This window comes from Rathayibacter sp. Leaf299 (assembly GCF_001423055.1).
Classification (GTDB): Bacteria; Actinomycetota; Actinomycetes; order Actinomycetales; family Microbacteriaceae; genus Rathayibacter; species Rathayibacter caricis.
The window spans coordinates 495,590-518,840 of the sequence record NZ_LMNT01000002.1; the positions used below are offsets into that span (position 1 = coordinate 495,590).

A 23,251-nucleotide genomic window follows, 5' to 3' on the forward strand; every position below is an offset into this window, starting at 1 on the left:
CGGGAAATCCTCCGAGTGGAATTGCGTGGTCCTGAACAGGGCGCGACTATGTTGTCTTCTCCGCAGATGAGCCGAACTCGTGTTCGAATGTCGGTGGTCGCTGGCATCATCCGTGTATGGCTACGATCGACCCGTACACAGCACCCTCCGAGGGCGTTCCCTCGGTGAACGCGTGCTTCGAGGAGGCGTACGGCGGCGCCATCGATGCGGCTGGGGCGCTGCGGCGGTTCCGGGGGCGGATCGACGGTGAGCAGGCCGAGCTGATCGAGCTGTCGCGGCGCCTGGCGATGGCGGTGCCGGAGGCGCTGGTCGACGCCGGCGTGCTCGGCAGGGGCGAGCGGATCGAGGCGGCGGCCCGTGCGCACGTCGCCGAGATCGCCACGTCGTTCCGGCTGTCCGAGGCGCACGCCGGAGCCCTCGTCGAGGAGAGCCGCCTCCTCGTGAACGAGCTGCCGGCGACGCTCGCCGCCCTGAAGGAGGGGGCGTGCGCCGCCGAGCACGCGCGGGTCGTGGTCGCCGAGGCGGCGACCGTGCCGCCGGAGGCACGCGGTCGGTTCGACGAGGAGGCGGCGGTCCTCGCCGCGTCGTGCACGCCTCCGCAGCTGCGGCGTCGGCTCCGAGCGCTGCGCGAGCGGCTGCACCCCGAGACGCTGCGCGAGCGCCACCGCCGCTGCCGGGAGGATCGCGCCGTCTGGGTCGACGGCGAGCTCGACGGGATGGCGACGCTGCACCTCTATCTGCCCGCTCAGGACGCGTTCGGCGCCTACGACCGGATCGATCGTGCTGCCCGCTCGGTCCGGGAGGCGGGCTCCGGAGCGACGCCCGCCGAGCGCGACGTGCGGAACCTCCGGCAGGTCCGCGCCGATGTGGCGACGGCGCTGCTGCTCGACGGCGAGACCGTGACCGCTCCGGAGGAGCCGGACGGCACCCGGAACCCGCTCGCCGAGCGCCCTCGCGCCGCCGTCCCGCGCGGCATCCGCGCCGTGGTCGCCGTCACCGTGCCGGTCCTCACTCTCCTCGGTCGCTCCGACGAGCCCGCGATCCTCGACGGCTACGGGCCGGTCGACGCCCAGACGGCGCGCGAGCTCGCTGCCTCCGCCCCGAGCCTCACCCGGATCCTCACGGATCCGCACACCGGAGCGACGCTGGGCGTCGGCCGACGCAGCTACCGTCCACCCGCCGAACTGCGCAAGGCGCTCGCTCACCGCGACGAGACCTGCCGGTTCCCGGGGTGCCTACGCACGGCGCGCACCGCCGACCTCGACCACACGGTCCCGTGGCAGCACGGAGGCGCGACCGACGCCGCGAACCTCGCCCACCTCTGCGCGTCCCACCACCGACTCCGGCACCTCAGCACATGGAGTCCCGAGAACCTCGGCGACGGCGGCGTCCGCTGGCGCAGCCCTGCGGGACGAGTGCTGACAGTGGAACCGCCGGGGCCACCGCTGCCGGGGTCGCCGCCGTCGGGGCCACCGCTTTCTGGGCCACTGCTGCCGCGGCCACTCCCGTCGAGTCGCGAGAAGGTGCCGTTCTGAGTGCGGGGGCGAACGGCCGGAGCCGACCTGCGGATCCTCCAGCGCGCCTTCTTCCGAGTTCCGCCATCGCGCCCCACCGAGCCCGAGTTCCTCAGGACCCCGAGCCCCTCACCCCGTCGCGCCCCTCAGATCTCCACCGTGCACAGCGCCTGCACCGCACTCCGGAACTCCGCCTGCATGTCGAGCGAGTCGCGCTGGAGCAGCCACTGCACCTGCAGCCCGTCCATCGTCGCGATCGTTCGGATCGCCGCGCTGCGCGGGTCGACACCGGGGAGGAGCTGGCCGCGGGTGAGCATGTCGCCGAACGCGTCGGTGAACAGGTCGATGATCACGCGGTACCGCTCGGCGAAGTACCCGTGCGCCGGGTGGTCGGCGTGCGTCGCCTCCGCCGAGAGGGCGCACTGCAGCTCGATGAGTCCGGGGATGCACGTGTTGTACGCCACGAGGTCGACGAGGGCGCGCACGGTGTCCACCCCCGGGATCGTCCCGCCGTTCGGCACCCGCGCGATCGACCTGTCGTCCCGCAGGGCCAGCACGGCCGAGAGCAGCTCCCACTTGTTCGCGAAGTGGTGCAGCACGCCGGCCTGGCTGAGCCCGACCTTCTCGGCGATCTCGCGGAGGGATGCGGCGTGGTACCCGCTCGCCGAGAACACCTCGAGCCCGGCGGCGACGATCTCGGCACGCCGGGCGGCGGTCTTCGCGTACTGGCCGCGCGGTCGCCGCGGAGGAGAAGTGGGGAGTGCCAACGTGTGCCTCCTGGCGCTTCGGTGCGGTGGTGAGGGGCGGACGGTCGATGCGGGATGCGCTGGTACGCGGTCCGAGAAACCTAACTCCTCGTGGTTTCTCCGTCAAAGCCCCAGGGGTGCCCTGGCGGAACCACCCACTCCGACATCCTGCACGGTCCCTCCGCGCCCTTCCCTGGTAAACCGAGCGGTGCTAGGTTTTCTGGGACGGTCGTCCGCCGCCCCCTTCAGCGTAGAAAGAGACCCCTCGTGACCGACAGCTCCACCGCCTCTCCGACCGGCACCGCCCTCTCCTCCGGCACCGCCCCGCGCCTCAGCGCCGAGGGCCCCGACGCCGACGCCCGCTTCACCGAGCTCCTCGGCCGACTCACCCTCGAGGAGAAGGTGCAGCTGCTCACCGGCCGCGACTTCTGGACCACCTGGCCGATCGAGAAGATCGGCCTGCGCCGCATGCTCGTCTCGGACGGCCCCTCGGGCGTGCGCGGCGAGGTCTGGGACGAGCGCTCGCCCTCGCTGAACCTGCCCTCGGCGACGGCGCTGTCCTCCTCCTGGGACCGCTCGATCGCGAAGCGCTACGGAGCCGCCGCCGCGGTCGAGGCCCGCCGCAAGGACGTCGACGTCGTCCTGGGCCCGACCATCAACCTGCACCGCTCGCCGCTGGGCGGCCGCCACTTCGAGGGCTTCAGTGAGGACCCGGTCCTCACGGCCGATCTGGCCGCGGCCTACGTGAGCGGCGTGCAGGAGAACGGCGTCGGAGCGACTCCGAAGCACTACATCGCCAACGACTCCGAGACCGACCGCTTCACCGTCGACGTGCGCGTGGGCGACCGCGCGCTGCGCGAGCTCTACCTCCTCGCCTTCGAGCGCGCGATCGTCGAGACCCGCGCCTGGCTCGTGATGAGCTCCTACAACTCGATCAACGGCACGACCGCCACCGAGAACGACCTGCTCGAGACCCCGCTCAACAGCGAGTGGGGCTTCGACGGCGTCGTCATCAGCGACTGGACCGCGGTGCGCTCCGTCGACAGCGCCCGCGCGGCGCAGGACCTCGTCATGCCCGGCCCCGACGGGCCCTGGGGAGCCGCGCTGGTCTCCGCGGTGCGCGCGGGAGAGATCGAGGAGTCGGTGATCGACCGCAAGGTGCGCCGCATCCTCCGCCTCGCCGCCCGCGTCGGCGCGCTCGAGGGCTTCGAGCCCGCCGTCGCCGAGCCGGTCCTCGTCGAGGACGGCCGCGCGTTCGCCCGCGAGGCCGCCGCGGCCGGCAGCGTGCTGCTGCGCAACACGGGGGAGCTGCCGTGGGACGCCTCCGCCCTCACCTCCGTCGCCGTCATCGGCCACAACGCCCGTGATGCCCGCACGCAGGGCGGCGGATCCGCGACGGTGCTGCCCGAGAAGGTCGTCACTCCGCTCGACGGCGTCCGGAACGCCCTCCCCGGCGCCCGCGTCGACTACGCGCTCGGCGCGGTCGTGCAGGACGGAGTCGCGCCCCTCGCGCTCGAGACCATCACGAACCCCGCCACGGGCGAGCCCGGCCAGCGCGTGCGCTTCCTCGACGCGGAGGGATCCGAGCTGTTCGTCGAGGACCGCCGCGCCACCGCGCTCGTCTGGTTCGGCGGCAGCGCGCCGATCGCGGCGTCCGCTCGCGTCGAGTTCTCCACGGTGCTGACCCCCGAGGCCGACGCGACCGTGCGCCTGGGCTTCGCGGTCGTGGGCACCGCGCGGATCTTCGTCGACGGCGACCTGTTCCTCGAGGAGACCCTCGCCCCGGTCGGCGCCGACCTCGGAGCCGCGCTCCTGGCGCCGCCGTCGGTCTCGGGCCCGCTGCAGGTCACCGCCGGCACGCCCGTCGACATCCGCATCGAGTACGACATCGTGCACACCGACGGCGAGCTCGAGGGCGCCCTCGGCTTCACCTACGGCATCGAGCCCGAGGACACCCCGGCCGAGCAGCTGATCGAGGAGGCGGTGGCGCTCGCCCGCGACGCCGACGTCGCCCTCGTGGTCGTCGGCACCAACTCCGCCGTCGAGTCCGAGGGCTACGACCGCAGCTCGCTGGACCTCCCGGGCGAGCAGGACGCCCTGGTGCGCGCCGTCGCCGCGGCGAACCCGCGCACGGTCGTCGTCGTCAACTCCGGATCGCCCGTGCTGCTGCCCTGGCGCGACGAGGTCGCCGCCGTGCTCGTCGGCTACTTCGGCGGCCAGGAGATGGGCGACGCGGTCGCCGACGTCCTGCTCGGCGCCGTGGAGCCGGGCGGACGCCTCCCCACGACCTGGCCGGCCGCGATCGAGGACGTCCCCGTGCTGTCGACGCTCCCCACCGACGGCGAGCTGCACTACGACGAGGGCATCCACATCGGCTACCGCGCGTGGCTCCGGAGCGAGGTCGAGCCGGCCTACGGCTTCGGCCACGGTCTGGGCTACACCTCCTTCGACCTCGTCTCGGTCGCCCCGCTCGCGCCGACCCGCGCCGGCGAGGACGCCGAGCTGCTCGTCGACGTGGTCAACACGGGGGAGCGCGCGGGCAAGATCGTGCTGCAGGCGTACGCCGAGCGTCGCGACTCCGCCGTCGAGCGCCCGGTGCGCTGGCTGGTCGGGTTCGAGAGCGCGCAGATCGAGGCGGGAGCGGCGGCTCAGCTCACCGTGACCGTGCCGACGCGCCTGCTCGCGACGTGGAACGACGGCTGGGACTACGAGGCCGGCGCCTTCACGATCCGCATCGGCACCTCGCTCGAGGACGTCCCGCTGACGACCCCGCTCCAGCTGCTGGTCTGAGACCGGAGCGGGACTCCCGGGCCGTTCCTGGGAGTTCCGCTCCGCCTTCCTGGGAGCGGGGTCCGGAGCGGGTTTCTATCACGTTCGGGTCATCCCGCAACCCGGTGCGCTCCCAGGCGGCTCGCGCTTAACGTCGAGGAAGACGGCCGCAAGAGCGGACCGCCGCACACCGAGTGAGACAGCAAGGAGCACCACCGTGCCGCAGATCATCGAGACCGTCGACGTCAACGTCCCCGTGTCCGTCGCCTACAACCAGTGGACCCAGTTCGAGGAGTTCCCCAAGTTCCTCGACGAGGTCGAGTCGATCCAGCAGGTCACCGACGTCCTCACCGTCTGGAAGGTGAAGGTCGGCCCCGTCGAGCGCGAGTTCGAGGCCAACATCACCGAGCAGCACCCCGACGAGCGCGTCGCGTGGAACAGCACCGGAGGCGAGACCGACCACGCTGGTGTCGTCACCTTCCACAAGCTCTCGGACTCCGAGACCCGCGTCACCGTGCAGCTGGACTGGGAGCCCAAGGGCTTCCTCGAGTCGATCGGCTCGCTCGTCGGCGCCGGCAGCCACGCGGTCAAGAAGGACCTGAAGAACTTCAAGGAGTACATCGAGTCCAAGGGCACCCCGGACGGCGCCTGGCGCGGCGACGTCGAGGCCTGAGCCGTGTCCGACAACGGCACGACCCTCAACGACTCCGAGGGTGAGAAGAAGGACGGCGGCCTCGGCGACGAGGGCACCATCCCCGACTCCGAGTCCGGCCTCGCCGTCGGCGTCTCGGGCGACTCCCACTTCAACCCCGAAGAGGACGCCCCCGCCGAGGACGAGTCTTAGGACCCATCCGGGTCACCACCCCGCGAGATGCCACTCGTGCCCACGCCTGACGGCGTGTTGCAGACGCGAGTGGCATCTCGCGTTTCCGCGCCCGGGGATCACTGAGCCCTCAGCGCCAGGCGCGCGCGTACTGCGGCGGCACGACGGAGCCGAGGTCCGCCCCCAGCTCCTGCGCCATGCGCGAGGCGGCGTGCGGGTCGCGGAGCAGTTCCCGGGCGAGCAGCACCACGTCGGCCTCGCCCGCCGCGAGCACGCCCTCGGCCTGCTCCGCCGTCGTGATCAGGCCCACCGCTCCCACCGGCGCACCGGTCGCCCGGCGCACCGCGCTCGCGAACGGCACCTGGTAGAGCGGGGCGACCGGGATCTCGGTGCCGCGGACCAGGCCGCCGGTCGAGACGTCGAAGAGGTCGGCCCCCGCCTCCCTCGCCCAGTCGGCGACCACGACGGTCTCGTCGAGGTCCCAGCCGCCCTCGGCCCAGTCGGTCGCCGAGAAGCGCACGAGCAGCGGCAGCTCGCCGATCTCGGCGCGCACCTCGCGCACGATCTCGAGCAGGAGCCGCGCGCGGTTCTCGAGGGAGCCGCCGTACTCGTCCTGGCGCCGGTTCGACAGCGGCGACAGGAACTGGTGCAGCAGGTAGCCGTGGGCGGCGTGCAGCTCGATCACGTCGAAGCCCGCCTCGACGGCGCGGCGAGCGGAGTCGCAAAACGCCTGCACGAGGCCGGGCAGCTCGTCCGCCGCGAGGGCCCGAGGCGCGGCGTAGCCCTCGAAAGCCACGGCGGACGGAGCGACCGTGCTCCAGCCGCCCTCCTCCGCCGGCACCGTTCCGCGCCCGCTCCACTCGCGGTACGTCGACGCCTTGCGGCCGGCGTGGGCGAGCTGGACCCCGGCGAGGGCGCCCTGCTCGTGCACGAAGTCGACGATCGGCGCCCACGCGTCGCGCTGCTCGTCGTTCCAGAGCCCGGTGTCCCAGGGGCTGATCCGCCCCTCCGGGACCACTCCCGTGGCCTCGGCGATCACCACGCCCACGCCTCCGCGGGCGATCGAGCCGAGGTGCACGAGGTGCCACGTGGTGGGCACGCCGTCGCGGGCCTCGACCGAGTACTGGCACATCGGAGCCGCCCACAGGCGGTTGCGGGCGGTGCGGGAGCGGAGGGTGAGGGGCTGGAAGAGAGCGGGAGCGGTGGTCATCCAGGGGACAACCGCTCCCGCCCGCGGATTATGCCGGGAGCCGTCAGCTCGGCCAGGTCGAGCCGGGCGCCTCCTGCCAGACGGCGCTCGAGGGAGCCAGCGCCGCGAGCTCCTCGAACAGCGAGTCCGGGATCGCGAGCGCGTCGTCCGCGACGAACTCGTCGAAGTGCTCGGCGGTCGTGGCGCCGACCACGGTGGTCGTGATCCGCTCGTCGCGGGTCGAGAACTGCAGCGCGGCCGCACGGAGCGGCACGCCGGCGCGGTCGCACGCCTCGCCCATCTCGGTGACCGCCTGCACGATCTCGGGCGGCGCGGGGCGGTAGGCGTACGTCTCGACCGGCTGGGGCCAGCGCGCGAGCGCCCCTCCTCCGTAGACCGCCGCGTTCACCACGACGACGCCGCGGTCGACCGAGACGTTGATCAGCTCGTCCGACGAGCGGTCGACCAGCGTGTAGCGGTTGTGGGTGATGACGGCGTCGAAGAGCCCCGACTCGACGTAGTGCTGCAGCATCGGCGCCGGTCCGCCCGAGATGCCGATCGAGAGCGCGACTCCCGCCTCCTTCATCGCGACGAGGGCGCGCACGGGGCCGTCCTCGGCGAAGGCCTCCTCGTACGAGATCCGCTCCGGGTCGTGCAGGTAGAGGAGGGGGAGCACGTCCATGCCCAGGCGCTCGCGGCTCTCGTCGAGGCTGCGCCGCATCCGCTCGCCCGAGTAGCTGCCGGTCTCGGGATCGCGGTCGAGCTTCGTGACGACGGTGACGCCCTCGGGCACGCCGCCGTGCGCCCGCAGGGCCTCGCCGATCAGGCGCTCGCTGTGACCCTGGGCGTACTCGTTCGAGGTGTCGATCACCGAGACGGCGCGGTCGGCGGAGGAGTCGAGCACGCGTTCGAGGGCGGGCACCCGCTCGAGGTCGCGGACGCGCTCGGGCTTCCACGACGTGCCGAGGGTGAGGCGCGTGACCTGGGCGCCGGAGGGCCCGAAGGGGCGGAGGAAGGGTGAGGCGGGAGTCGAGGACTGCGATGTCATGGCACCCAGCTTGTCAGTGCGCGCCTGTCAGTGCGGAGCCGTGCCCTCAGGTGCCCGCAGCTCCACGATCGCCTCGGCGACCCGCGACACCAGCTCCGCCGGCAGCTCCCGGTTCCACGGCAGCGCCACCGTGTCCTTCCCGGTGCGCAGCGCCGCGAGCTCGTGCTCGAGCTCGGGCGACAGGCGCGGCACCGGATGCAGGCCGACGTGCGTCTTCCACCCGGCCCAGTGGATCGCGTAGCGCACGCCGAGCATCACGGCGGGCATGCCGTAGCGGATGCGCTCCTCGGCGTCGGGGACTGCCTGCAGGAGCAGGCGCCGCACCTCTTCCAGCCTCGCCCGCCGCTCGAGCGGGAACGCGGCGAGGTACTCCTCGACGGTGGCGACGGAGGCGCTCATGGCGCCATTCTGCTCCTCGCCGACGCGATCGGGAACTGTCAGGATCGGGAGCATGGCCTCCGCCTCCGCCTCCGCCTCCGCCTCCGCCTCCGCCTCCGCCTCCGCCTCCGCCTCCGCCTCCGCCTCCGCCTCCGCCCCCGCGCATGTCCTCGACGCCCTCGTGACCCCCGCGCTCGTCCTCGACGAGGCCGTCCTCGACGCGAACATCGCGGCGACCGCCGACCGGGTCCGCGAGCGCGGCCTGGCGCTGCGCCCGCACGCCAAGACGCACAAGTCGCTCGAGATCGCGCGCCGCCAGCTCGCGGCGGGCGCCGTCGGTCTCACGGTCGCGACGGTGGCCGAGGCCGAGGTCTTCGCCGCGGGCGGCTGCGACGACCTGTTCATCGCCTACCCGCTCTGGCTCGACGCCGAGCGCGCCGGACGCCTGCGCCGGGTCCTGCGGACCGCGCGCGTGCGCATCGGAGTCGACTCCGCGGAGTCCGCCGAGCGCGCGGCCGCGGCGATCCCGGCCGCCGAGCGCGAGCGCCTGGAGGTCGTGGTCGAGGTCGACTCGGGCCACCACCGCAGCGGAGTCCCGCCGCAGGAGGCGGGCGGCGTCGCGGCCGCCGCCGTCGCCGCCGGGCTCGACGTGGTCGGCGTCTTCACGTTCCCCGGGCACAGCTACGCGCTCGAGGCGCGCGCCGCCGCGGCCCGCGACGAAGCGGAGGCGCTCGCCGCGGCCGCCGCGTCGCTCGCGTCGGTCGGCGTCCAGGCCCGCGTGATCAGCGGGGGATCGACTCCCTCCGCCGACTTCGCCGATCCCGGCGTGCTCACCGAGCTGCGACCGGGGGTGTCCGCCCTCGGCGACGCGCAGCAGTGGGAGATGGGCACGATCGGCCCCGAGTCGATCGCGGTCACGGTCCTCGCCACGATCGTCTCCCGCCGCGCCGACCGGCTGATCACCGATGCCGGGAGCAAGGTGCTCTCCTCCGACCGCGGCGCAGTGTCGAGCGGGTTCGGGCGCCTGCCCGAGCACCCGGAGGCGCGCGTCACCGTGCTGTCCGAGCACCACGCCACGATCACCGGGCTCGACCTCCCGGTCGGATCGCGCGTGCGGATCGCTCCGAACCACGTCTGCGTCGCGGTGAACCTCGCCGACGAGTACCGCGTGCTCACCCGCGACGGCGGCGCGGCCGTCTGGCCCGTGGACGCCCGCGGGCGCAACAGCTAGAGCGCGCGGCTCCGCGGGATCCGCAGCCCGGCCAGCGCGGTGAGCGCCAGCAGCACGAACGCCGAGCCGAACGCGGCGGTCGGCGAGGCCGCATCCGCCAGCGCTCCCGCGAGCAGGGGCCCGATCACTCCGCCCAGGTCGGACGCCGCCTGGAACACCGAGACGGGCCGCCCGCCGCGATCGCCCGCCGCGTCGCCCACGAGAGCGCCCGGCGCCGTCCCCATGAAGGCGGCGGCCGCTCCGTAGAAGCAGAGCAGCAGCACGAGCAGCCAGAGCTCCGACACCAGCGGCATCGCGAGCATCGCCAGCGCCGCGACCGCGAATCCGCCGATCAGCGCCGGGCGGCGACCCACCGTGTCGACGAAGCGACCGGCCGGAGCGAGCGCGACGGTCTGCACGACCGCGGCGATCGCGAAGGCGATGCCGGTCCACGCCGGATCGTCGCCGAGGCCCTCGACCACGAGAACGGGCACGAGCGTCGCCCGCACGCCCATCGCCGACCAGCCGAGCGCGAAGTTCGCGAGCACGGCGCTCTGGTAGCGGCGATCGCGGATCACCTCGCGCATCGGAGTGACGACCGCGGCCTTCGCCGCATCCGCGTCCCGCTCCGGCCGCCGCAGCAGGACCAGGCCGACGAGTCCGGCGACTGCCAGCGTGCCCGAGTAGAAGAAGAACGGCGCGGTCAGCGAGATCGCCGTCAGCACGCCGCCGACGGCGGGCCCGGCCATGCCGCCGAGCAGGAACCCGCCCTGGTAGAAGCCGATCGAGCGGCCCCTCCGCTCGGGCGCCGCCGTGCGCAGGAGGAGCGTCATCGCGGCGACCGAGAACATCGCCGACCCGATGCCGCCCGCGCCGCGCAGCAGCAGCAGGTGCGCGTAGTCGCCCGCCAGGCCGACCAGCGCGCTCGAGAGCGCCACGATGCCGATGCCCGTCGCGAGCACCACGCGCTCACCGAGCCGGTTGACGAGCGGTCCGACGAACGGATTCGCGACCAGCCGCATCAGCGCGAACGCCGAGACGACGGCTCCGACCTCGACGTAGCCGACCCCGAAGCTGCGCACGTAGACCGGCAGCACGGGCACGACGACGCCGAAGCCGAGCATGACGAAGAACGCCACGATCCCGAGGACGAGGACGTCGCGCGGAAGCCTCTCGCGCCCGCCCCGGTCCTGCCACGGAAGTCTCACCCCCCGACGTTACCGGGGATGTCCCCCATGAAGGGACGAGGCGGGAAGCCGTCAGCCGGCCAGCGGCACGACCGAGGGCAGGATCCCCGGGTAGCTGACGTAGTAGAGGACGCCGTCGCTGTGCAGCACGCCGCGTCCGGGGTAGCTCTCGTCCTCGACGTCGGGTCCGTTGAGGAATCCGGGAGCCGAGGCGTCGTCCACCGTGAAGCCCTCGGACAGGAACCCCTCCCGGGCGGTCGGCCACTGCTCGTCACTCAGGGCGAGCTGGCCGACGACGACGTACACGTCGCCCTGCCCGGTCCAGCGGCAGAGCAGGCCGGCCTGCTGCATCTCCTCGACGATCGGGTAGTCGAAGTACGTCGCGGGCTCCGGATTCAGCCGCAGCCCCTCGGACTCGAGGTCGGCGAGCTCCGCCGCGGTGAGCAGCTCGGGGCAGGGAGTGAGGCCGCCGGCGACCGGGGCCGAGGGTGCTTCCGCGGCCGGTGCTTCCGCAGCGGGTGCTTCCGCAGCGGGAGTCTCGGCCGCCGGCGCCGCCGTCTCGCCCGTCGGCGACTCCGCGGTCGGAGTGGCAGCCGCGGCGGTGGCGGTCGGAGTCGCGGCGGGAGCGCGGGTGGCCGTCGTCGTCGCCGACGGAGCCACCGTGTCGACCGGCGCGGGCTCCGTGCACCCGGTCAGAGCGAGCACCAGCAGGAGGCCGAGGCCCAGCGGCACCGTGCGTGTCCGCATCGTGCTTCGTGTCGGCCCGATGCTGTCCCTCGTGAACCGGCTCATCGTCGTCCCCCTTCGTCGCGGGTGCTGCCCCTGCGCCGAGGCTACCCGCGACGCCCGGGTCCCGCACCGATCGACCAGACCCGCGGAGGAAGTGCCCCGGTCACGGAGTGATCGCCGACGATCCGCGCCTTGAAGACCCACGGGTTGTGGCTGGCGGCGGTGCGCGCGTTGCGCCAGTGCCGGTCGAGGTTCTTCGAGGTGCTCACTCCGGAGGCACCGAGCGCGTCGAAGACGTCGGAGGTCGCGCGGGTGGCGAGCTGCGTCAGCACGATCTGCGCCTGGGCCGTCTCGAGCTCCGCGAGGTCGTTCAGGTGCTCCTCCTGCACGAGATCGTCGCCGGAGGCGGCGTCGTGCGCGAGCTGCAGGGCCTGCGCGGCCTTCTCGACGATCGCCGAGCCCGCCCACGCGGCCGCCGAGACCTGGCCGACGACCTGCAGGATCTGCGGGTCGGCCGCATAGGAGTCGGCGTTGCCGTGCGAGTAGATGCGGGTGCGGGCGCGGACCGCTTCGGCGAGCTCCCGCTCGGCGGCGGCGATCGACCCCGCGAGCACCGACAGCAGCACCGCCTGGTAGAACGCGGTCTGGTAGCGGAACCGGGTCCCGAAGTCGATCACGTCCTCGGCGGCGACCTCCGCGTCGACGAAGGTGCTCGTGCCGGAGCCGGTGGTGCGCTGGCCGAAGCCGTCCCAGTCGTCGGCGTGCGTCACTCCGCTCTGGTGCGCGTCGACGATCGCGATCACCGTCGCACCGGTGTCGGAGCGCTGGGCGAAGGTGTCGATCCAGTCGGCGAAGATGCTGCCGGTGGAGTAGTACTTGGTGCCGTTCACGCGGAACCGGGTCGGGTCGCCCTCGATCGGGCTGACCTTCGTGTTCACGTCGCCGATCGCGACGGTGCCGATCTCGGTCCAGGCGTTGCCGCCGAGCTGCCCGTCGGCGAAGCGCGACAGCCAGCGCTCGCGGGTGCCGTCGGTCGCGACCAGGCGGTCCTCGACGAGAGCGAAGTGGCCGCGCAAGGCCTGCGGGATGTTGGAGTCGGCCGCCGCGAGCTCGGTCAGCAGGCGGAAGAGCTGGGGGAGCGACGCCCCCGCTCCTCCGTTCTCGATCGGGACGCGGACGGCGCCGAACCCGGCCTCGGCGAGGGCTCGGATCTGCTCGGCGGGCAGCACGTGGTCGCGCTCGCGGGCGGAGGCGCCCACCGCGATCTCGGCGAAGAGCGGCCGGAAGCGCGCGGCGAGGGTCTCGTAGGGGACCTGCTCGGTCGTCGCGGTGGGTGCGGCGGTGGTGGCGACAGGCATGTCGGCTCCTCTCGATCGGCGCGCCGGAGTCGGCGGCACGGGTGCGACGGTAGCCGCCGGCGGTGGCGGGCCGCCGTCTGTGTCCAGGTGTTACGGGGAGGGAGGAACGGACGAGTCGCCTGGGGAGGAAGGTCACGGCGGGACCCGGCAGGGAATGCCTCGCGGCGGTCGGCGTTGCCCCTGGGGATGACTTCGACGCACCCGTCCACCCCGTCCACCTCCTCCACCCCGTCCATCTCCTCCGCCACTGCCTCCGACTCCGACGCCGCCGCGACCGACCGCCGCGCCCTCGTCGTCGGTGCGACCGGCATCGGCGGCTCCGCCCTCGTCGACCTGCTGACGGAGCAGGGCTGGCCCGTGACCGCACTCTCCCGCCGGCCGATCGCCGAGCGGCCCGGTGTCCGCCCCCTGTCGGCCGACCTCCGCTCGGCCGAGGACCTCGCCCGCGTCCTCGCCGAAGAGCGCCCCACCCACGTCTTCTTCACCGCCTGGTCGCGCCAGGAGACGGAGGAGGAGAACATCGCCGTCAACGCCGGCATGGTCCGCGACCTCCTCGCAGCACTGGCGCACGCGCCGCTCGAGCACGTCGCCCTGGTCACCGGGCTCAAGCACTACCTCGGACCCTTCGAGGCCTACGGACAGGGCGCGATGCCCGACACCCCGTTCCACGAGGAGGAGGAGCGCCTGGACGCTCCGAACTTCTACTACGCGCAGGAGGACGAGCTCTTCGCCGCCGCCGAGCGCGCGGGCTTCACCTGGTCGGTGCACCGCTCGCACACGGTGATCGGCCACGCGGTCGGCAACGCGATGAACATGGGACTGACCCTCGCGGTCTATGCCTCGATCCAGCGCGAGCTCGGAGAGCCGTTCGTGTTCCCGGGCTCGCTCACCCAGTGGAACGGCCTCACCGACATGACGGATGCCACCGTGCTCGCCGCGCAGATGGTGTGGGCCGCGACCTCCGAGGCCGGCCGCGACGGGGCGTTCAACGTCGTCAACGGCGACGTGTTCCGCTGGCGCTGGATGTGGACGCGCCTGGCCGAGTACTTCGGCGTGGAGCCGGTGGGCCCGGGGGAGCAGCCGCAGCCGCTCGAGCAGCAGATGGCCGACGTGCAGCCGGTCTGGCAGCGCCTGATCGAGCAGCACGGCCTGATCGAGCCCGACCTCGCCCGCGTCGCCTCCTGGTGGCACACCGACGCCGACCTCGGCCGCGGGATCGAGGTCGTCACCGACATCAGCAAGTCCCGCCTCGCCGGATTCACGCTGCACCACCGCACGGTCGACTCCTTCACCGCGCTGTTCGACCGCTACCGCGCCGAGAGGCTGATCCCGTAGGGCGGGTCCCGGCGCCCCTCCCCGGTCTCCCGACCGTCGCCGTCCCGTCGTCTCCGCGTCACTCCGATGACACCGACCGCCCCTAGCGTCACGGCATGGCGGCGGCGGTGAGCGGAGCATGATCGAGCGGGTCGACCCGTTCCTCGGCACGGAGCCCACGGACCTCCCGGATCCCGTCGGCCTCGCCGCGACCTGGTGGTCGCCGAAGCCGCAGATAGGCAACACGCATCCGGGCGCGACGTACCCGCTGGGCATGGTCTCGGCGTGCTCCTACTCCGGGGCGTACCCGACGGGCTACGGACGCTACGACCTGGCGCTGGAGGGAGTCCCTCCGCGGATCCGCGAGGGCATCGAGGCGTCGGGCTTCAGCCATTTCCAGCAGTCGGGCACCGGCGCGATCCGGAAGTACTACAACTACCTCCGCGTCACGCCGATGATCGAGCCGCTCGACGAGCTCGGCCGCAGCTGGGACGTCGTCGACGAGGTCGCCGAGCCGGGCTACTACGCCGCGACCCTCTCCTCGGGAGTGCGCGCTGAGCTCACGGTCGGCCCCGCCTCGGCGGTGCACCGCTACACGTTCCCGCGCCACCGCAGCGCCCGCGTCGTCGTCGACCTGTCGCTCGGCGGCCTCGCGATCCCGAGCGGAGCGACGATCCCGCTGCGCGCGCAGCTGCGCTCGATCTCGCCCGGCGTCGCGAGCGGCGAGATCGTGATGGAGGGCGCTCCGCTGGCCGTGCACCTCGAGTGCGACGCGCTGCAGTGGCGCCAGATGCTCTGGTACGACCGCCGGCTGATGCCGGGCGGCACGCGGCTCGACTTCGACCACATCCGGCCGACGACCCTCCGCCCGTTCGGCCTGATGTGGGCGGGACCGAGCGAGCCCGGCACGACCGTGGAGCTCCGGATGGGCTTCTCCCTCCGCGGCACGGAGCGCGCCCGCGAGAACCTGCACCGCGACGTGCCGCCGACCGGCACCGGCTTCGACCAGCGCCGCGACCGCACCCGCAAGACGTGGCGGAAGCACCTGCGCCGGATCGCCGTCGACACGACGTCCGTCGACCGCGAGACCGTCTTCTCGACCGCGCTGTACCACTCGCTGATCAAGCCGTGCCTCGCTCCCTCCGAGAGCCCGTTCTGGCCGACCGACGGTCCGTTCGTCTTCGACATCAGCACCATGTGGGACATCTACCGCACCCAGCTCCCGCTGCTCACGGCGCTGCTGCCCGAGCGCGCCGTCGAGATCGCGGCGGCCCTGCTGACCATCTGCGAGGAGGAGGGCAACTTCCCGATCGGCTACCGGATGGCGAAGGGCAGCGACCGTTTCTCGCGGCAGGGCAGCGCCCTCGCGCACACCTTCCTCGCCGACCTCTGCCGACTGGGTCTGCCCGGCATCGACTGGGAGGCGGCCCTCGTGCACATGGCGGAGGACCTCAAGCGCACCTACGGCGAGGAGTTCCTCGCGGCCGGCGAGGCGCATCCGATCAGCCACACCCTCGACCTCGCCCACGGCTACTGGTGCACCGCGGTCGTCGCGCGTCACGTCGGAGACCGGGTGCTCGCCGAGCAGCTCGAGGAGCGCGCGGCGCAGTGGGTGAACGCCTTCGACCTGCGGACGGGCCTGCTGAAGGACTCGACCTACTACGAGGGCACGCGGCACAACTACTCCTTCCGCCTGCTGCACGACATGGCGGGGCGCATCGCGCTGAGCGGAGGGGACGACTCCTTCGTCGCGCAGCTCGACGAGTTCTTCGGCTACGGCGCCGAGCCGGTGCGCCAGCCCGGACTCCGGCCCGACCGCGCCGAGATGCTCGCGGGTGCAGCGCTCGGGCGCTTCGAGGGGCTCAACAACGAGCCCGACATGGAGTCGCCGTGGGCCTACCACTACGCCGGCCGGCCCGACCGCACGGCCGAGATCGTGCACGGCGTGCTGCACCAGCGCTTCGGCACCGGCCGCGGCGGACTGCCCGGCAACGACGACTCCGGAGGCCTGAGCTCCTGGTACGTCTGGGCGGGTCTGGGCCTGTTCCCCGTCGCGGGGCAGGGGCTGCTCCTCGTGAACGCCCCCGCGTACTCCCGCGTGTCCGTGGCCGTCGGCGGCGCCGACTTCGAGATCCGCACGACCGGTTTCGTCGAGCCCGTGCCCGGGGGGCAGGTGCAGTACGTGCAGTCGGCCGAGCTGAACGGAGCGCCGCTCGAGGCGAGCGTCCTGAGCGCCGCCGAGCTGCACCGCGGCGGCGAGCTCACCCTGCACCTCGGGCCCGAGCCGTCGGAGTGGGCGACCGCCCCGGAGCACCGGCCGCCGTCGCATCCCGCGCGGCTCGCCGCCATGACCACCAGCACCATCCAGCCCAGCATCATCCAGCCCTAGGAGGAGACCATGGACCAGAGCACTCACGCGAGCACCGTGCAGAACCGGCTCGTGATCGTCGTCCGGGCGGATCCGGTGATCTGCGGCCACTCGGTCGAGGCGCGCAACCTGGCCGAGACGGCTCGCGAGCGCGGCTTCGACGAGGTCCGCATCGTCACCTGGCCGATCGAGCGCCTCGAGGCGGCGGGCCTGCCGCTGAAGCCGCTGGACGCGGTGCTGCCCTACAGCGACGGCATCATCGTCGAGCGACCGGCCCCGGTGGGCGACTACAAGGTGCCGGACGGCCGCTACCTCGCCGGCATGATCGGCCGCCTGGTCGAGCTCTTCACCGACGGCGTGCCCACCGTCTGCCTCTCGCTCTACCTCAGCCCCCACACGATCGCGGTGGCGGATGCGCTGCGCGCGGCCTGGAGCACCGGGCTCCCCGTCGACGTCACCACGGTCGCGGAGGCGGTCGGCTCGGACGTCACCAACGTCGTCCGCCGGGCCGTGGAGGAGGGGCGCCTGGGCGCCGCCGCCCACATCTTCGCCTCCTACCTCTCGCAGGACCACTGCGTCGCGGTGTCGGAGTACACCCGCGACCTCATCGTCGAGGAGGCCGAGCGGATCGACGCCGCGCACGGCACCCGCTTCGCCGAGCAGTGCCGCGCCCGCATCGAGATCTCGTACCCGGCGATCGACTCCGACGCCTACTCCGACCTCGACCCGGTCGCCCTCGAGGACCTCGTGCGCGCCCGCGGACTGCGCAAGGACGGCTACGTGCTGTTCCTCTCCCGCCTCACCGAGGCCAAGGGAGTCGAGGACCTCATCGCCGGCTACGAGCGCAGCCGCGTGCACGAGCAGCACGAGCTCGTCATCGCGGGACGCGGTCCCCAGGAGGCGGAGCTGCGCCGGATCGCGGCGGCGTCACCGCTGGCGCACCGCATCCGCTTCCTCGACGACGTGGGCGACGCCGAGAAGCCCTACCTGATGGCCGGATGCTCGGCCTTCGTGCTGCCCAGCAAGCCGCGCCCGGAGTTCGTCGAGACCTTCGGCATCGCGCTCGCCGAGAAGATGCTCGCCGGAGGCGGCCCCGTGATCACGACACTCACCGGCGGGATCGGCGAGGCGATCGGCGAGCACGCGTTCATCACTCCCGTCGAGGACCCGGATGCGATCGCCGCTCTGCTGGACCACGCGATCCTCGAGCTCGATGACGCCGAGCGGGCACGCCTCGCGGTGGCTGCGCGCGAGTACGCGTTGCGCTTCGACCGCCGGGCCGTGTTCGACCGGCTGTTCGCGCGGCTGCCGCTGTCGGTGCGACCGGAGCCGGCGCTCTAGCGGCGCCGAGGTCAGCGCCGGTCGCGTCGCTCCAGCGCCTCCTGCGACTCCGGCGCGATCTCGGACGGCAGCGAGAGCCGGTAGCGCACGAAGCGGAGCGTGAAGCTGCGGCGCTCGGTCCCGGCGGGACTCGCGGTGCCCTCGAGGCGTTCGGCGAGCACGCGGATGCCGAGGACGGCGACGATCCGCCACTGCTCGAGGCCGCCCGAGGTGACGGCGGTGAACACCGCTCCGGGGTGCGCGAGGTCCTGCGCGGGCGCCGCGGCGGTCTGGTCGACGGCACCGCCGTCGGTGCCGTCGGTGCTGTCCGTGTCGTCGGTGTCCGTGTCGTCGGTGCTGCCGCTCGTGCGGGAGGTGGTGTCGAGGGTCATGTCGCCGGGCTCCTGAGGGGTGGCGGACCTGATCACGGCGCGTCGGATGCGCCTCGAATCCGGGCGCCGGCCTCGGGCAGGGGGACCCGGGCCGGCGACCGGCCATGCGTGCGGTGCGAGGACGAGCCCGCCGGAACGTCCCCTGCACCGCCCTCGAAGTGTAGGGCTCGTCATCACCCGGTGGCGGGAAATGTCAACCACCTTCGAGCGAATTGCGAGGAAGAGCGATCCGTGCTGTACCCGGACGCGACGAAGGCCCGCTCCAGAGAGGAGCGGACCTTCGTGGGTGCTGCTGCCGGATCGGCTCGTCGATCGGGAGTCGTCGGATCCGGGGGAGTGGTGGCCGGTGGGGCTAGGCGGCGGGCTCGGCGCGGCGCAGCGGCACGGCGGCCTGCGTAGCGGGCTCGGGCACGATGCGCAGGCCCGCTCCGCTGTTCGCCCGCTCCATCAGCGACTCGACCCACTCCGGGTTGATCGTGGGCTGGCGGCTGCCCTTGAACTCGAACTGGATCGGGATGGTCGGGTGCATCCAGACCCCGCGGCGGCCGGTGCCGGCCTGGGGGGAGGCGTCCAGGGTCAGCAGGAAGCGCTCGTCACGGCGGAACTTGTTGATGATCACGATCTGGAGGTGGGCGAGAGCCCGGTCCTCGACCTCGATGGCGGCGGGAGGCGTTCCGTACAGGATGTTGCCCATGATCTTCTCCGATCAGACGAGTGGGTGCGGTCCGATCAGCATATCGCTAGACAGGCTTCCTACTAGTCAAGCTAGCTAACAGCACCAGGGGGATTGACCGGATGCCGCTCCGCCGATAATGCCCCGCCCCGTGTCGAAGAGAATGCGCCAGGCCTTGTGCGCACGACGGATCGACGGTATCGCCCGGAGGTGAACGGAGATCGAGAACTCCGAGTCGGCGGAGCGGGGTCGCGGGCGACCTCAGGCGCGTCGGCGCTCCTGCGTGCTGTCCACGAGCTCGTCGGCGAAGGCCTGGTCGGCGAAGGCGATGTCGGCCGTCTCGGTCGGGTTCTCGACGATGTCCCGCATCGTCTGGAGGAAGCGGATGATCGTCCCCGCCTCGGTCGCGTCGAGCCTCTCGGCCGCTTCGAGCATCCGGCGGTGCATCTCGTCGAGCGTCTCGCGCACCTCGCGGTGGGAGGTGGGGGTCGCGACGATGCGGATCGCGCGGCGATCGCTGGGGTGGGGCTGTCGCACGACGTGACCGCTCTTCACGAGCCGGTCGATCAGCACGGTCGTCGACGCGGAGGAGATGCCGAGGTAGGCGGCGAGGTCCTTCGGGCTCACGTGCTGGCCGGTCTGCTGACGGCGCATCAGGAACTGCACCGCGAGCAGGTCGTTCTCGCCCATGCCCATCGATCCGCGCGTGCGGCGGCGCATCGCGGTCTCGGCGGTCCGGAAGGCTCGCATCGCGGCGAGGACCTCGACGGCTCCGGGCTCGCTCGTCTCGCCCGGGAACCAGAAGGCTCCGGGTCGAGGGGTCGCGACGTCGTCCATGCAGGACAGTCTAGACAGTCGTGTAGCAAGAACATCTAGTGATCGGGAACCCCGGGCGACCGGCTTGTGCGGGAGCGGTCCGTACCGATAGAACTCTCATAGCTAGTTAGACAAGCTAGCCATTTCGGCGGAGGGCGGTGCGACGTGATCGAGACGGTCGACCTCCTGCCCCCGGGCACCGTCGCGGATCCGCTCCTCGGAGCGACCCTGGCCGGGCGCTACCTGGTGCTCGAGCGCATCGGCGAGGGCGGCAGCGCCACCGTCTACCGGGCCCGTGACCAGCGCCTCGCCCGTCCCGTCGCCGTGAAGGTGCACCGCGCCGTCGCCGACACCCCCAACGAGCGCTCGCGCCGCGAGCGCGAGATCCGCCTGCTCATCGACTCCCGCCACTCGGCCGTCGTCGAGATCCTCGACCAGGGCGAGATCGCGCACGAGGAGGGCGAGCTGTCGTACCTCGTCCTCGAGTACTTCGACCCCGCCGACCCGGCCGCCGCCTGGTTCTCCTCCTCCGACGAGCGGATGATCGCCGAGGTCGGCGCTCAGGTCGCCGACGCGCTCGCCCACCTGCACGCCCGCGGAGTGCTCCACCGCGATGTGAAGCCCGAGAACGTCCTCGTGCGCTCGCGGCCCGTGCCGGCCGGCGCCTCCCTCCGCGAGGCGAAGCTCAGCGACTTCGGCATCGCCCGCGCAGTCGACGACGCCCGGCTGACCCGCCCCGACCTGCTCGTCGGCACTGCCGGCTACCTGAGCCCCGAGAGCGTGGGAGCCGGCCCCGTCGGTCCCGCCTCCGACGTCTACTCCCTCGGTCTCGTGCTGCTCGAGGCGCTCTCGGGCCGCCGCGCCTACGAGGGCACCACGCTCGAGATCTCGCTGCAGCGGATGCACCACGCACCGGTGGTGCCCGCGAACGTCCCCGAGCGCTGGCGCCCGCTGCTGGCCGCGATGACCGCGCTCGATCCTGCCGAGCGGCCCTCGGCGTCGGCCGTCGCCGACCAGCTGTGGACCGGGCTGCAGGGCGGACAGGTCACCGCCCCGGCGCGGATGCGCCTGCACGGGCTGCTCGCGACCGTCGCCGCCGTCGCGGTGGGAGCGCTGTCGGCGCTGTCGCTGACGCACGTCCTGGGCTGAGTGCGCCATCGGTCGTCCGGCTCAGGTCCTCCGGAGCCGGGGTGCCGTAGTCTCCCGGCCATGAGCCCCCGTCGACTCTTCCGCGTCCTCTCGATCGTCGAGGCGGTGACCTGGACCCTCCTGATCGTCGGCATGCTGCTGAAGTACGCCGTCGGCGTCGGCGACTGGCCCGTCAGTGTCGCCGGTCCGATCCACGGCTTCGCCTTCCTGGCCTACGGCGCCGCCGCTCTCGTGCTCTCGGTGAACCAGCGGTGGTCGATCGGAGCGACGGTCCTCGCGGTCGCCAGCGCGGTGATCCCGTACGCCACCGTGCCGCTCGAGCGCGGCTTCGAGCGCCGCGGGCTCCTCGAGGGCGGCTGGCGGCGGGTCGCCGGCGAGGACCCGCGCGATCAGCGGGTGACGAGCAGGCTGCTGCGCTGGGCGCTCGTGCGGCCCGTGCTCGCGGGAGTGCTGGTGCTCGCGGCCGTGGCCGTCGTGTTCACGGCGCTGCTGATCGTCGGTCCGCCCGGGGGCGGCGAGGCGTAGGGACCCGCGGTCAGGCGGCTCGACGCGCTTCGGCGTCGATCAGCACCACGGCCGCGCGGCGCGCCTGCAGGGCCGCCTCGGGCGTCCCGGCGATCGCGGCGGTCGTCTGCGCGCCCTCCGCGAGGATCGCGAGCTGCGCCGCCAGCTCGGCGTCGCCTCCGATCTGCTCGGCGAGCTCGGCGAGGAAGCGCTGGAACGACGCCTTGTGCTCGCGGGCGAGCTGCGCCACGGCCGGATTCGAGGAGCCCAGCTCGCCGAAGGCGTTGATGAACCCGCAGCCGCGGAAGGTGTCCTCCGAGAACCAGTCGAAGAGGAAGTCGTAGATCGCGAGCAGCTTCTCGCGCGCGCCGTCGGCTCCGGCGACCCGCGCGGTGACACCGGCGGTCCAGGCGTCGTGCCGGCCGTGCAGCACGGCCACGACGACGGCCTCCTTGCTCGGGAACTCCGCGTAGAGGCGCTTCAGCGAGACGCCCGCGGCGGTGCGCAGCTCGTCCATGCCCACCGACAGGATCCCGCGCTCGTAGTAGAGGCGGTCGGCCGCGGCCAGGATCGCTGCGCGCGGGGACGGGATCGCTGCGCGCGGGGACGGGATCGCTGCGCGCGGGGACGGGGCCTCGGCGCGCGACGAGGTCGTCGCTACGTCGGGATCGGCGGTGGGCGCGGGCATCCTCCCATCGTACGCGCCGAGGGAACGCGCGTTCTCGGACCGACGGGAACCGGCTGCCGCGATGTCGGCGGCCGGTGCTAGCGTCGGCCGCGCCCGGGCCTTCCCGGGCCGCGATCCCGGAGGGGGAACGGCATGGTCCTGGCGATGCAGGCGGACGACTACTCGGGCGCCTCGCTGCGCGCGGTCGAGGTGGAGCTCGGCGAGCCGGGGCCCGGAGCGGTGCGCGTGCGCGTCCGCGCGGCGGGAGTGAACCCCTCCGACGCCAAGCTGCTGCAGGGCGTCTTCGGGCAGGGCCGCACTCCGGTGCGCCCGGGCTCCGAGGTGTCGGGAGTCGTGACCGCGGTGGGCGACGACGCCGTCGGCCCGCTCGGTCCGCTGCACGTCGGCGACGAGGTCGTGGCCTTCCGCGTCGCAGGTGGCTGGAGCGAGGAGCTGATCGCGCGGGCGTCCTCCGTCCTGCCCAAGCCCGCCGGGCTCGGCTGGGAGGCGGCGGCCGGGCTCCTGCTGACCGGCACCACGGCCGTGCACCTGCTCGAGGCGGTGCGGGTCGCCGCCGGCGAGACCGTGCTCGTGCACGGGGCGAGCGGAGCGGTGGGGAGCCTGCTGGTGCAGCTCGCGGTCGCCCGTGGCGCGCGGGTGCTGGGCACGGCGGGTGCCGGGGGTGAGGCGGTCGTCCGGCGCTTCGGCGGCGAGCCGCTGGCCTACGGGCCGGGTCTCGAGGAGCGCGTGCGGGCAGCGGCTCCCGGCGGCGTCGACGCCGCCCTCGACACCGCGGGGACCGACGAGGCCCTCGACGTCTCGGTCGCCCTGATCGCCGACCGCTCCCGCATCGCCACCATCGCGGGCTTCGAGCGCGCCGAGCGCCTCGGCGGCGTGCTGCGGCTGGGCGGGGGAGCCGGCGCCGATCCCGGCACCGCGCTCCGCGACTCCGCCCGCGCCTCCCTCCTCGACGCGGCGGGCCGGGGGGAGCTCGAGGTCGTCCTCGCACCCTCGTTCCCGCTCGCCGAGGCGGCCGCAGCCCTCGAGCTCGTCGCCTCCGGCCGCGCTCGCGGCAAGGTGGTGCTGGTCCCCTGAGC

Annotated in this window: 22 protein-coding genes; 11 read left to right on the forward strand and 11 right to left on the reverse strand. The window is 73.1% G+C overall.

Features of this window, described 5'->3' with window-relative positions; genetic code table 11:
- Nucleotides 1-116: 116 nt before the first annotated feature.
- Entirely contained in the window at nt 117-1,535 is a 1,419-nt protein-coding gene (locus ASF48_RS09540; protein WP_055790284.1) for an HNH endonuclease signature motif containing protein, read from the forward strand.
- A gap of 125 nt (nt 1,536-1,660) precedes the next feature.
- On the opposite strand, the gene ASF48_RS09545 is transcribed toward ASF48_RS09540, so the two are convergent.
- The gene (locus ASF48_RS09545) at nt 1,661-2,281 is read right to left on the reverse strand and encodes a TetR/AcrR family transcriptional regulator (protein WP_055790286.1); all 621 of its coding nucleotides are present in this window, start codon (nt 2,279-2,281) and stop codon (nt 1,661-1,663) included.
- 447 nt (nt 2,282-2,728) lie between these two features.
- Here ASF48_RS09545 and ASF48_RS09550 point away from each other — a divergent pair, with 447 nt between their 5' ends.
- The 3 genes from ASF48_RS09550 to ASF48_RS19795 all read left to right on the forward strand — a co-directional run bounded on the left by ASF48_RS09550 (nt 2,729) and on the right by ASF48_RS19795 (nt 5,873).
- Nucleotides 2,729-5,050: a glycoside hydrolase family 3 protein gene (locus tag ASF48_RS09550; RefSeq protein WP_235577240.1), complete on the forward strand. Its 2,322-nt coding sequence runs from the start codon at nt 2,729-2,731 to the stop codon at nt 5,048-5,050.
- Nucleotides 5,051-5,246: 196 nt separating this feature from the next.
- Nucleotides 5,247-5,702, forward strand: coding sequence for an SRPBCC family protein (locus ASF48_RS09555; RefSeq protein ID WP_055790290.1), 456 nt, complete (start codon nt 5,247-5,249; stop codon nt 5,700-5,702).
- Between the two features lie 3 nt (nt 5,703-5,705).
- Nucleotides 5,706-5,873 (forward strand): hypothetical protein, encoded by a 168-nt coding sequence (locus ASF48_RS19795; RefSeq protein WP_170116286.1) that lies wholly within the window; start codon nt 5,706-5,708, stop codon nt 5,871-5,873.
- A gap of 109 nt (nt 5,874-5,982) precedes the next feature.
- Here ASF48_RS19795 and ASF48_RS09560 read toward each other — a convergent pair whose 3' ends face one another.
- Genes ASF48_RS09560 through ASF48_RS09570 form a run of 3 tightly spaced genes read right to left on the reverse strand, consistent with a single transcriptional unit; the run spans nt 5,983 to nt 8,488 of the window.
- On the reverse strand, nt 5,983-7,062 hold the full coding sequence (locus ASF48_RS09560; RefSeq protein ID WP_055790293.1) for an NADH:flavin oxidoreductase/NADH oxidase: 1,080 nt from the start codon (nt 7,060-7,062) through the stop codon (nt 5,983-5,985).
- A gap of 43 nt (nt 7,063-7,105) precedes the next feature.
- A complete protein-coding gene (locus ASF48_RS09565; protein WP_055790296.1) occupies nt 7,106-8,089 on the reverse strand; it encodes an aldo/keto reductase in 984 nt (327 codons plus the stop codon).
- A 27-nt stretch (nt 8,090-8,116) separates the two neighbouring features.
- Nucleotides 8,117-8,488 carry an iron chaperone gene (locus ASF48_RS09570; protein WP_055791480.1) on the reverse strand — a complete coding sequence of 124 codons (372 nt, stop codon included), beginning with the start codon at nt 8,486-8,488 and terminating at the stop codon, nt 8,117-8,119.
- A 52-nt stretch (nt 8,489-8,540) separates the two neighbouring features.
- Between ASF48_RS09570 and ASF48_RS09575 the strand changes: the two genes are divergently transcribed.
- The gene (locus tag ASF48_RS09575; RefSeq protein ID WP_082481194.1) at nt 8,541-9,698 is read left to right on the forward strand and encodes an alanine racemase; all 1,158 of its coding nucleotides are present in this window, start codon (nt 8,541-8,543) and stop codon (nt 9,696-9,698) included.
- Here ASF48_RS09575 and ASF48_RS09580 read toward each other — a convergent pair.
- From ASF48_RS09580 to ASF48_RS09590, 3 genes are all read right to left on the reverse strand, one after another.
- Nucleotides 9,695-10,885, reverse strand: a complete 1,191-nt coding sequence (locus tag ASF48_RS09580) for an MFS transporter (RefSeq protein ID WP_055790299.1) — start codon at nt 10,883-10,885, stop codon at nt 9,695-9,697. The genes ASF48_RS09575 and ASF48_RS09580 overlap by 4 nt on opposite strands.
- Nucleotides 10,886-10,936: 51 nt before the next feature.
- Nucleotides 10,937-11,611, reverse strand: a complete 675-nt coding sequence (locus tag ASF48_RS19420) for a hypothetical protein (protein WP_157603129.1) — start codon at nt 11,609-11,611, stop codon at nt 10,937-10,939.
- Between the two features lie 86 nt (nt 11,612-11,697).
- Nucleotides 11,698-12,951 carry an acyl-CoA dehydrogenase family protein gene (locus tag ASF48_RS09590; RefSeq protein ID WP_055790302.1) on the reverse strand — a complete coding sequence of 418 codons (1,254 nt, stop codon included), beginning with the start codon at nt 12,949-12,951 and terminating at the stop codon, nt 11,698-11,700.
- A 186-nt stretch (nt 12,952-13,137) separates the two neighbouring features.
- On the opposite strand from ASF48_RS09590, the gene ASF48_RS09595 reads away from it, so the two are divergent.
- The 3 genes from ASF48_RS09595 to ASF48_RS09605 all read left to right on the forward strand — a co-directional run bounded on the left by ASF48_RS09595 (nt 13,138) and on the right by ASF48_RS09605 (nt 17,974).
- Nucleotides 13,138-14,286, forward strand: a complete 1,149-nt coding sequence (locus tag ASF48_RS09595; protein ID WP_055790305.1) for an SDR family oxidoreductase — start codon at nt 13,138-13,140, stop codon at nt 14,284-14,286.
- A 118-nt stretch (nt 14,287-14,404) separates the two neighbouring features.
- Nucleotides 14,405-16,654, forward strand: coding sequence for a glycoside hydrolase domain-containing protein (locus ASF48_RS09600; RefSeq protein WP_055790308.1), 2,250 nt, complete (start codon nt 14,405-14,407; stop codon nt 16,652-16,654).
- A gap of 9 nt (nt 16,655-16,663) precedes the next feature.
- The gene (locus tag ASF48_RS09605) at nt 16,664-17,974 is read left to right on the forward strand and encodes a glycosyltransferase (protein WP_055790311.1); all 1,311 of its coding nucleotides are present in this window, start codon (nt 16,664-16,666) and stop codon (nt 17,972-17,974) included.
- 11 nt (nt 17,975-17,985) lie between these two features.
- Here the strand turns inward: ASF48_RS09605 and ASF48_RS09610 are convergent, their stop codons facing one another.
- The 3 genes from ASF48_RS09610 to ASF48_RS09620 form a co-directional block, all read right to left on the reverse strand.
- A complete protein-coding gene (locus ASF48_RS09610) occupies nt 17,986-18,345 on the reverse strand; it encodes a hypothetical protein (RefSeq protein ID WP_055790315.1) in 360 nt (119 codons plus the stop codon).
- Between the two features lie 352 nt (nt 18,346-18,697).
- The gene (locus ASF48_RS09615) at nt 18,698-19,039 is read right to left on the reverse strand and encodes a DUF7882 family protein (RefSeq protein ID WP_055790318.1); all 342 of its coding nucleotides are present in this window, start codon (nt 19,037-19,039) and stop codon (nt 18,698-18,700) included.
- Between the two features lie 240 nt (nt 19,040-19,279).
- The gene (locus ASF48_RS09620) at nt 19,280-19,855 is read right to left on the reverse strand and encodes a MarR family winged helix-turn-helix transcriptional regulator (RefSeq protein WP_082481196.1); all 576 of its coding nucleotides are present in this window, start codon (nt 19,853-19,855) and stop codon (nt 19,280-19,282) included.
- 144 nt (nt 19,856-19,999) lie between these two features.
- Between ASF48_RS09620 and ASF48_RS09625 the strand changes: the two genes are divergently transcribed.
- Both ASF48_RS09625 and ASF48_RS09630 read left to right on the forward strand, forming a co-directional pair.
- Nucleotides 20,000-20,983 (forward strand): serine/threonine-protein kinase, encoded by a 984-nt coding sequence (locus ASF48_RS09625; RefSeq protein WP_055790321.1) that lies wholly within the window; start codon nt 20,000-20,002, stop codon nt 20,981-20,983.
- Between the two features lie 60 nt (nt 20,984-21,043).
- The gene (locus ASF48_RS09630) at nt 21,044-21,508 is read left to right on the forward strand and encodes a DUF3817 domain-containing protein (protein WP_055790323.1); all 465 of its coding nucleotides are present in this window, start codon (nt 21,044-21,046) and stop codon (nt 21,506-21,508) included.
- A gap of 10 nt (nt 21,509-21,518) precedes the next feature.
- Here ASF48_RS09630 and ASF48_RS09635 read toward each other — a convergent pair whose 3' ends face one another.
- Entirely contained in the window at nt 21,519-22,175 is a 657-nt protein-coding gene (locus tag ASF48_RS09635) for a TetR/AcrR family transcriptional regulator (protein WP_082481198.1), read from the reverse strand.
- Between the two features lie 132 nt (nt 22,176-22,307).
- Here ASF48_RS09635 and ASF48_RS09640 point away from each other — a divergent pair, with 132 nt between their 5' ends.
- Nucleotides 22,308-23,249 (forward strand): NADP-dependent oxidoreductase, encoded by a 942-nt coding sequence (locus ASF48_RS09640; RefSeq protein WP_082481199.1) that lies wholly within the window; start codon nt 22,308-22,310, stop codon nt 23,247-23,249.
- Nucleotides 23,250-23,251 lie beyond the last annotated feature (2 nt).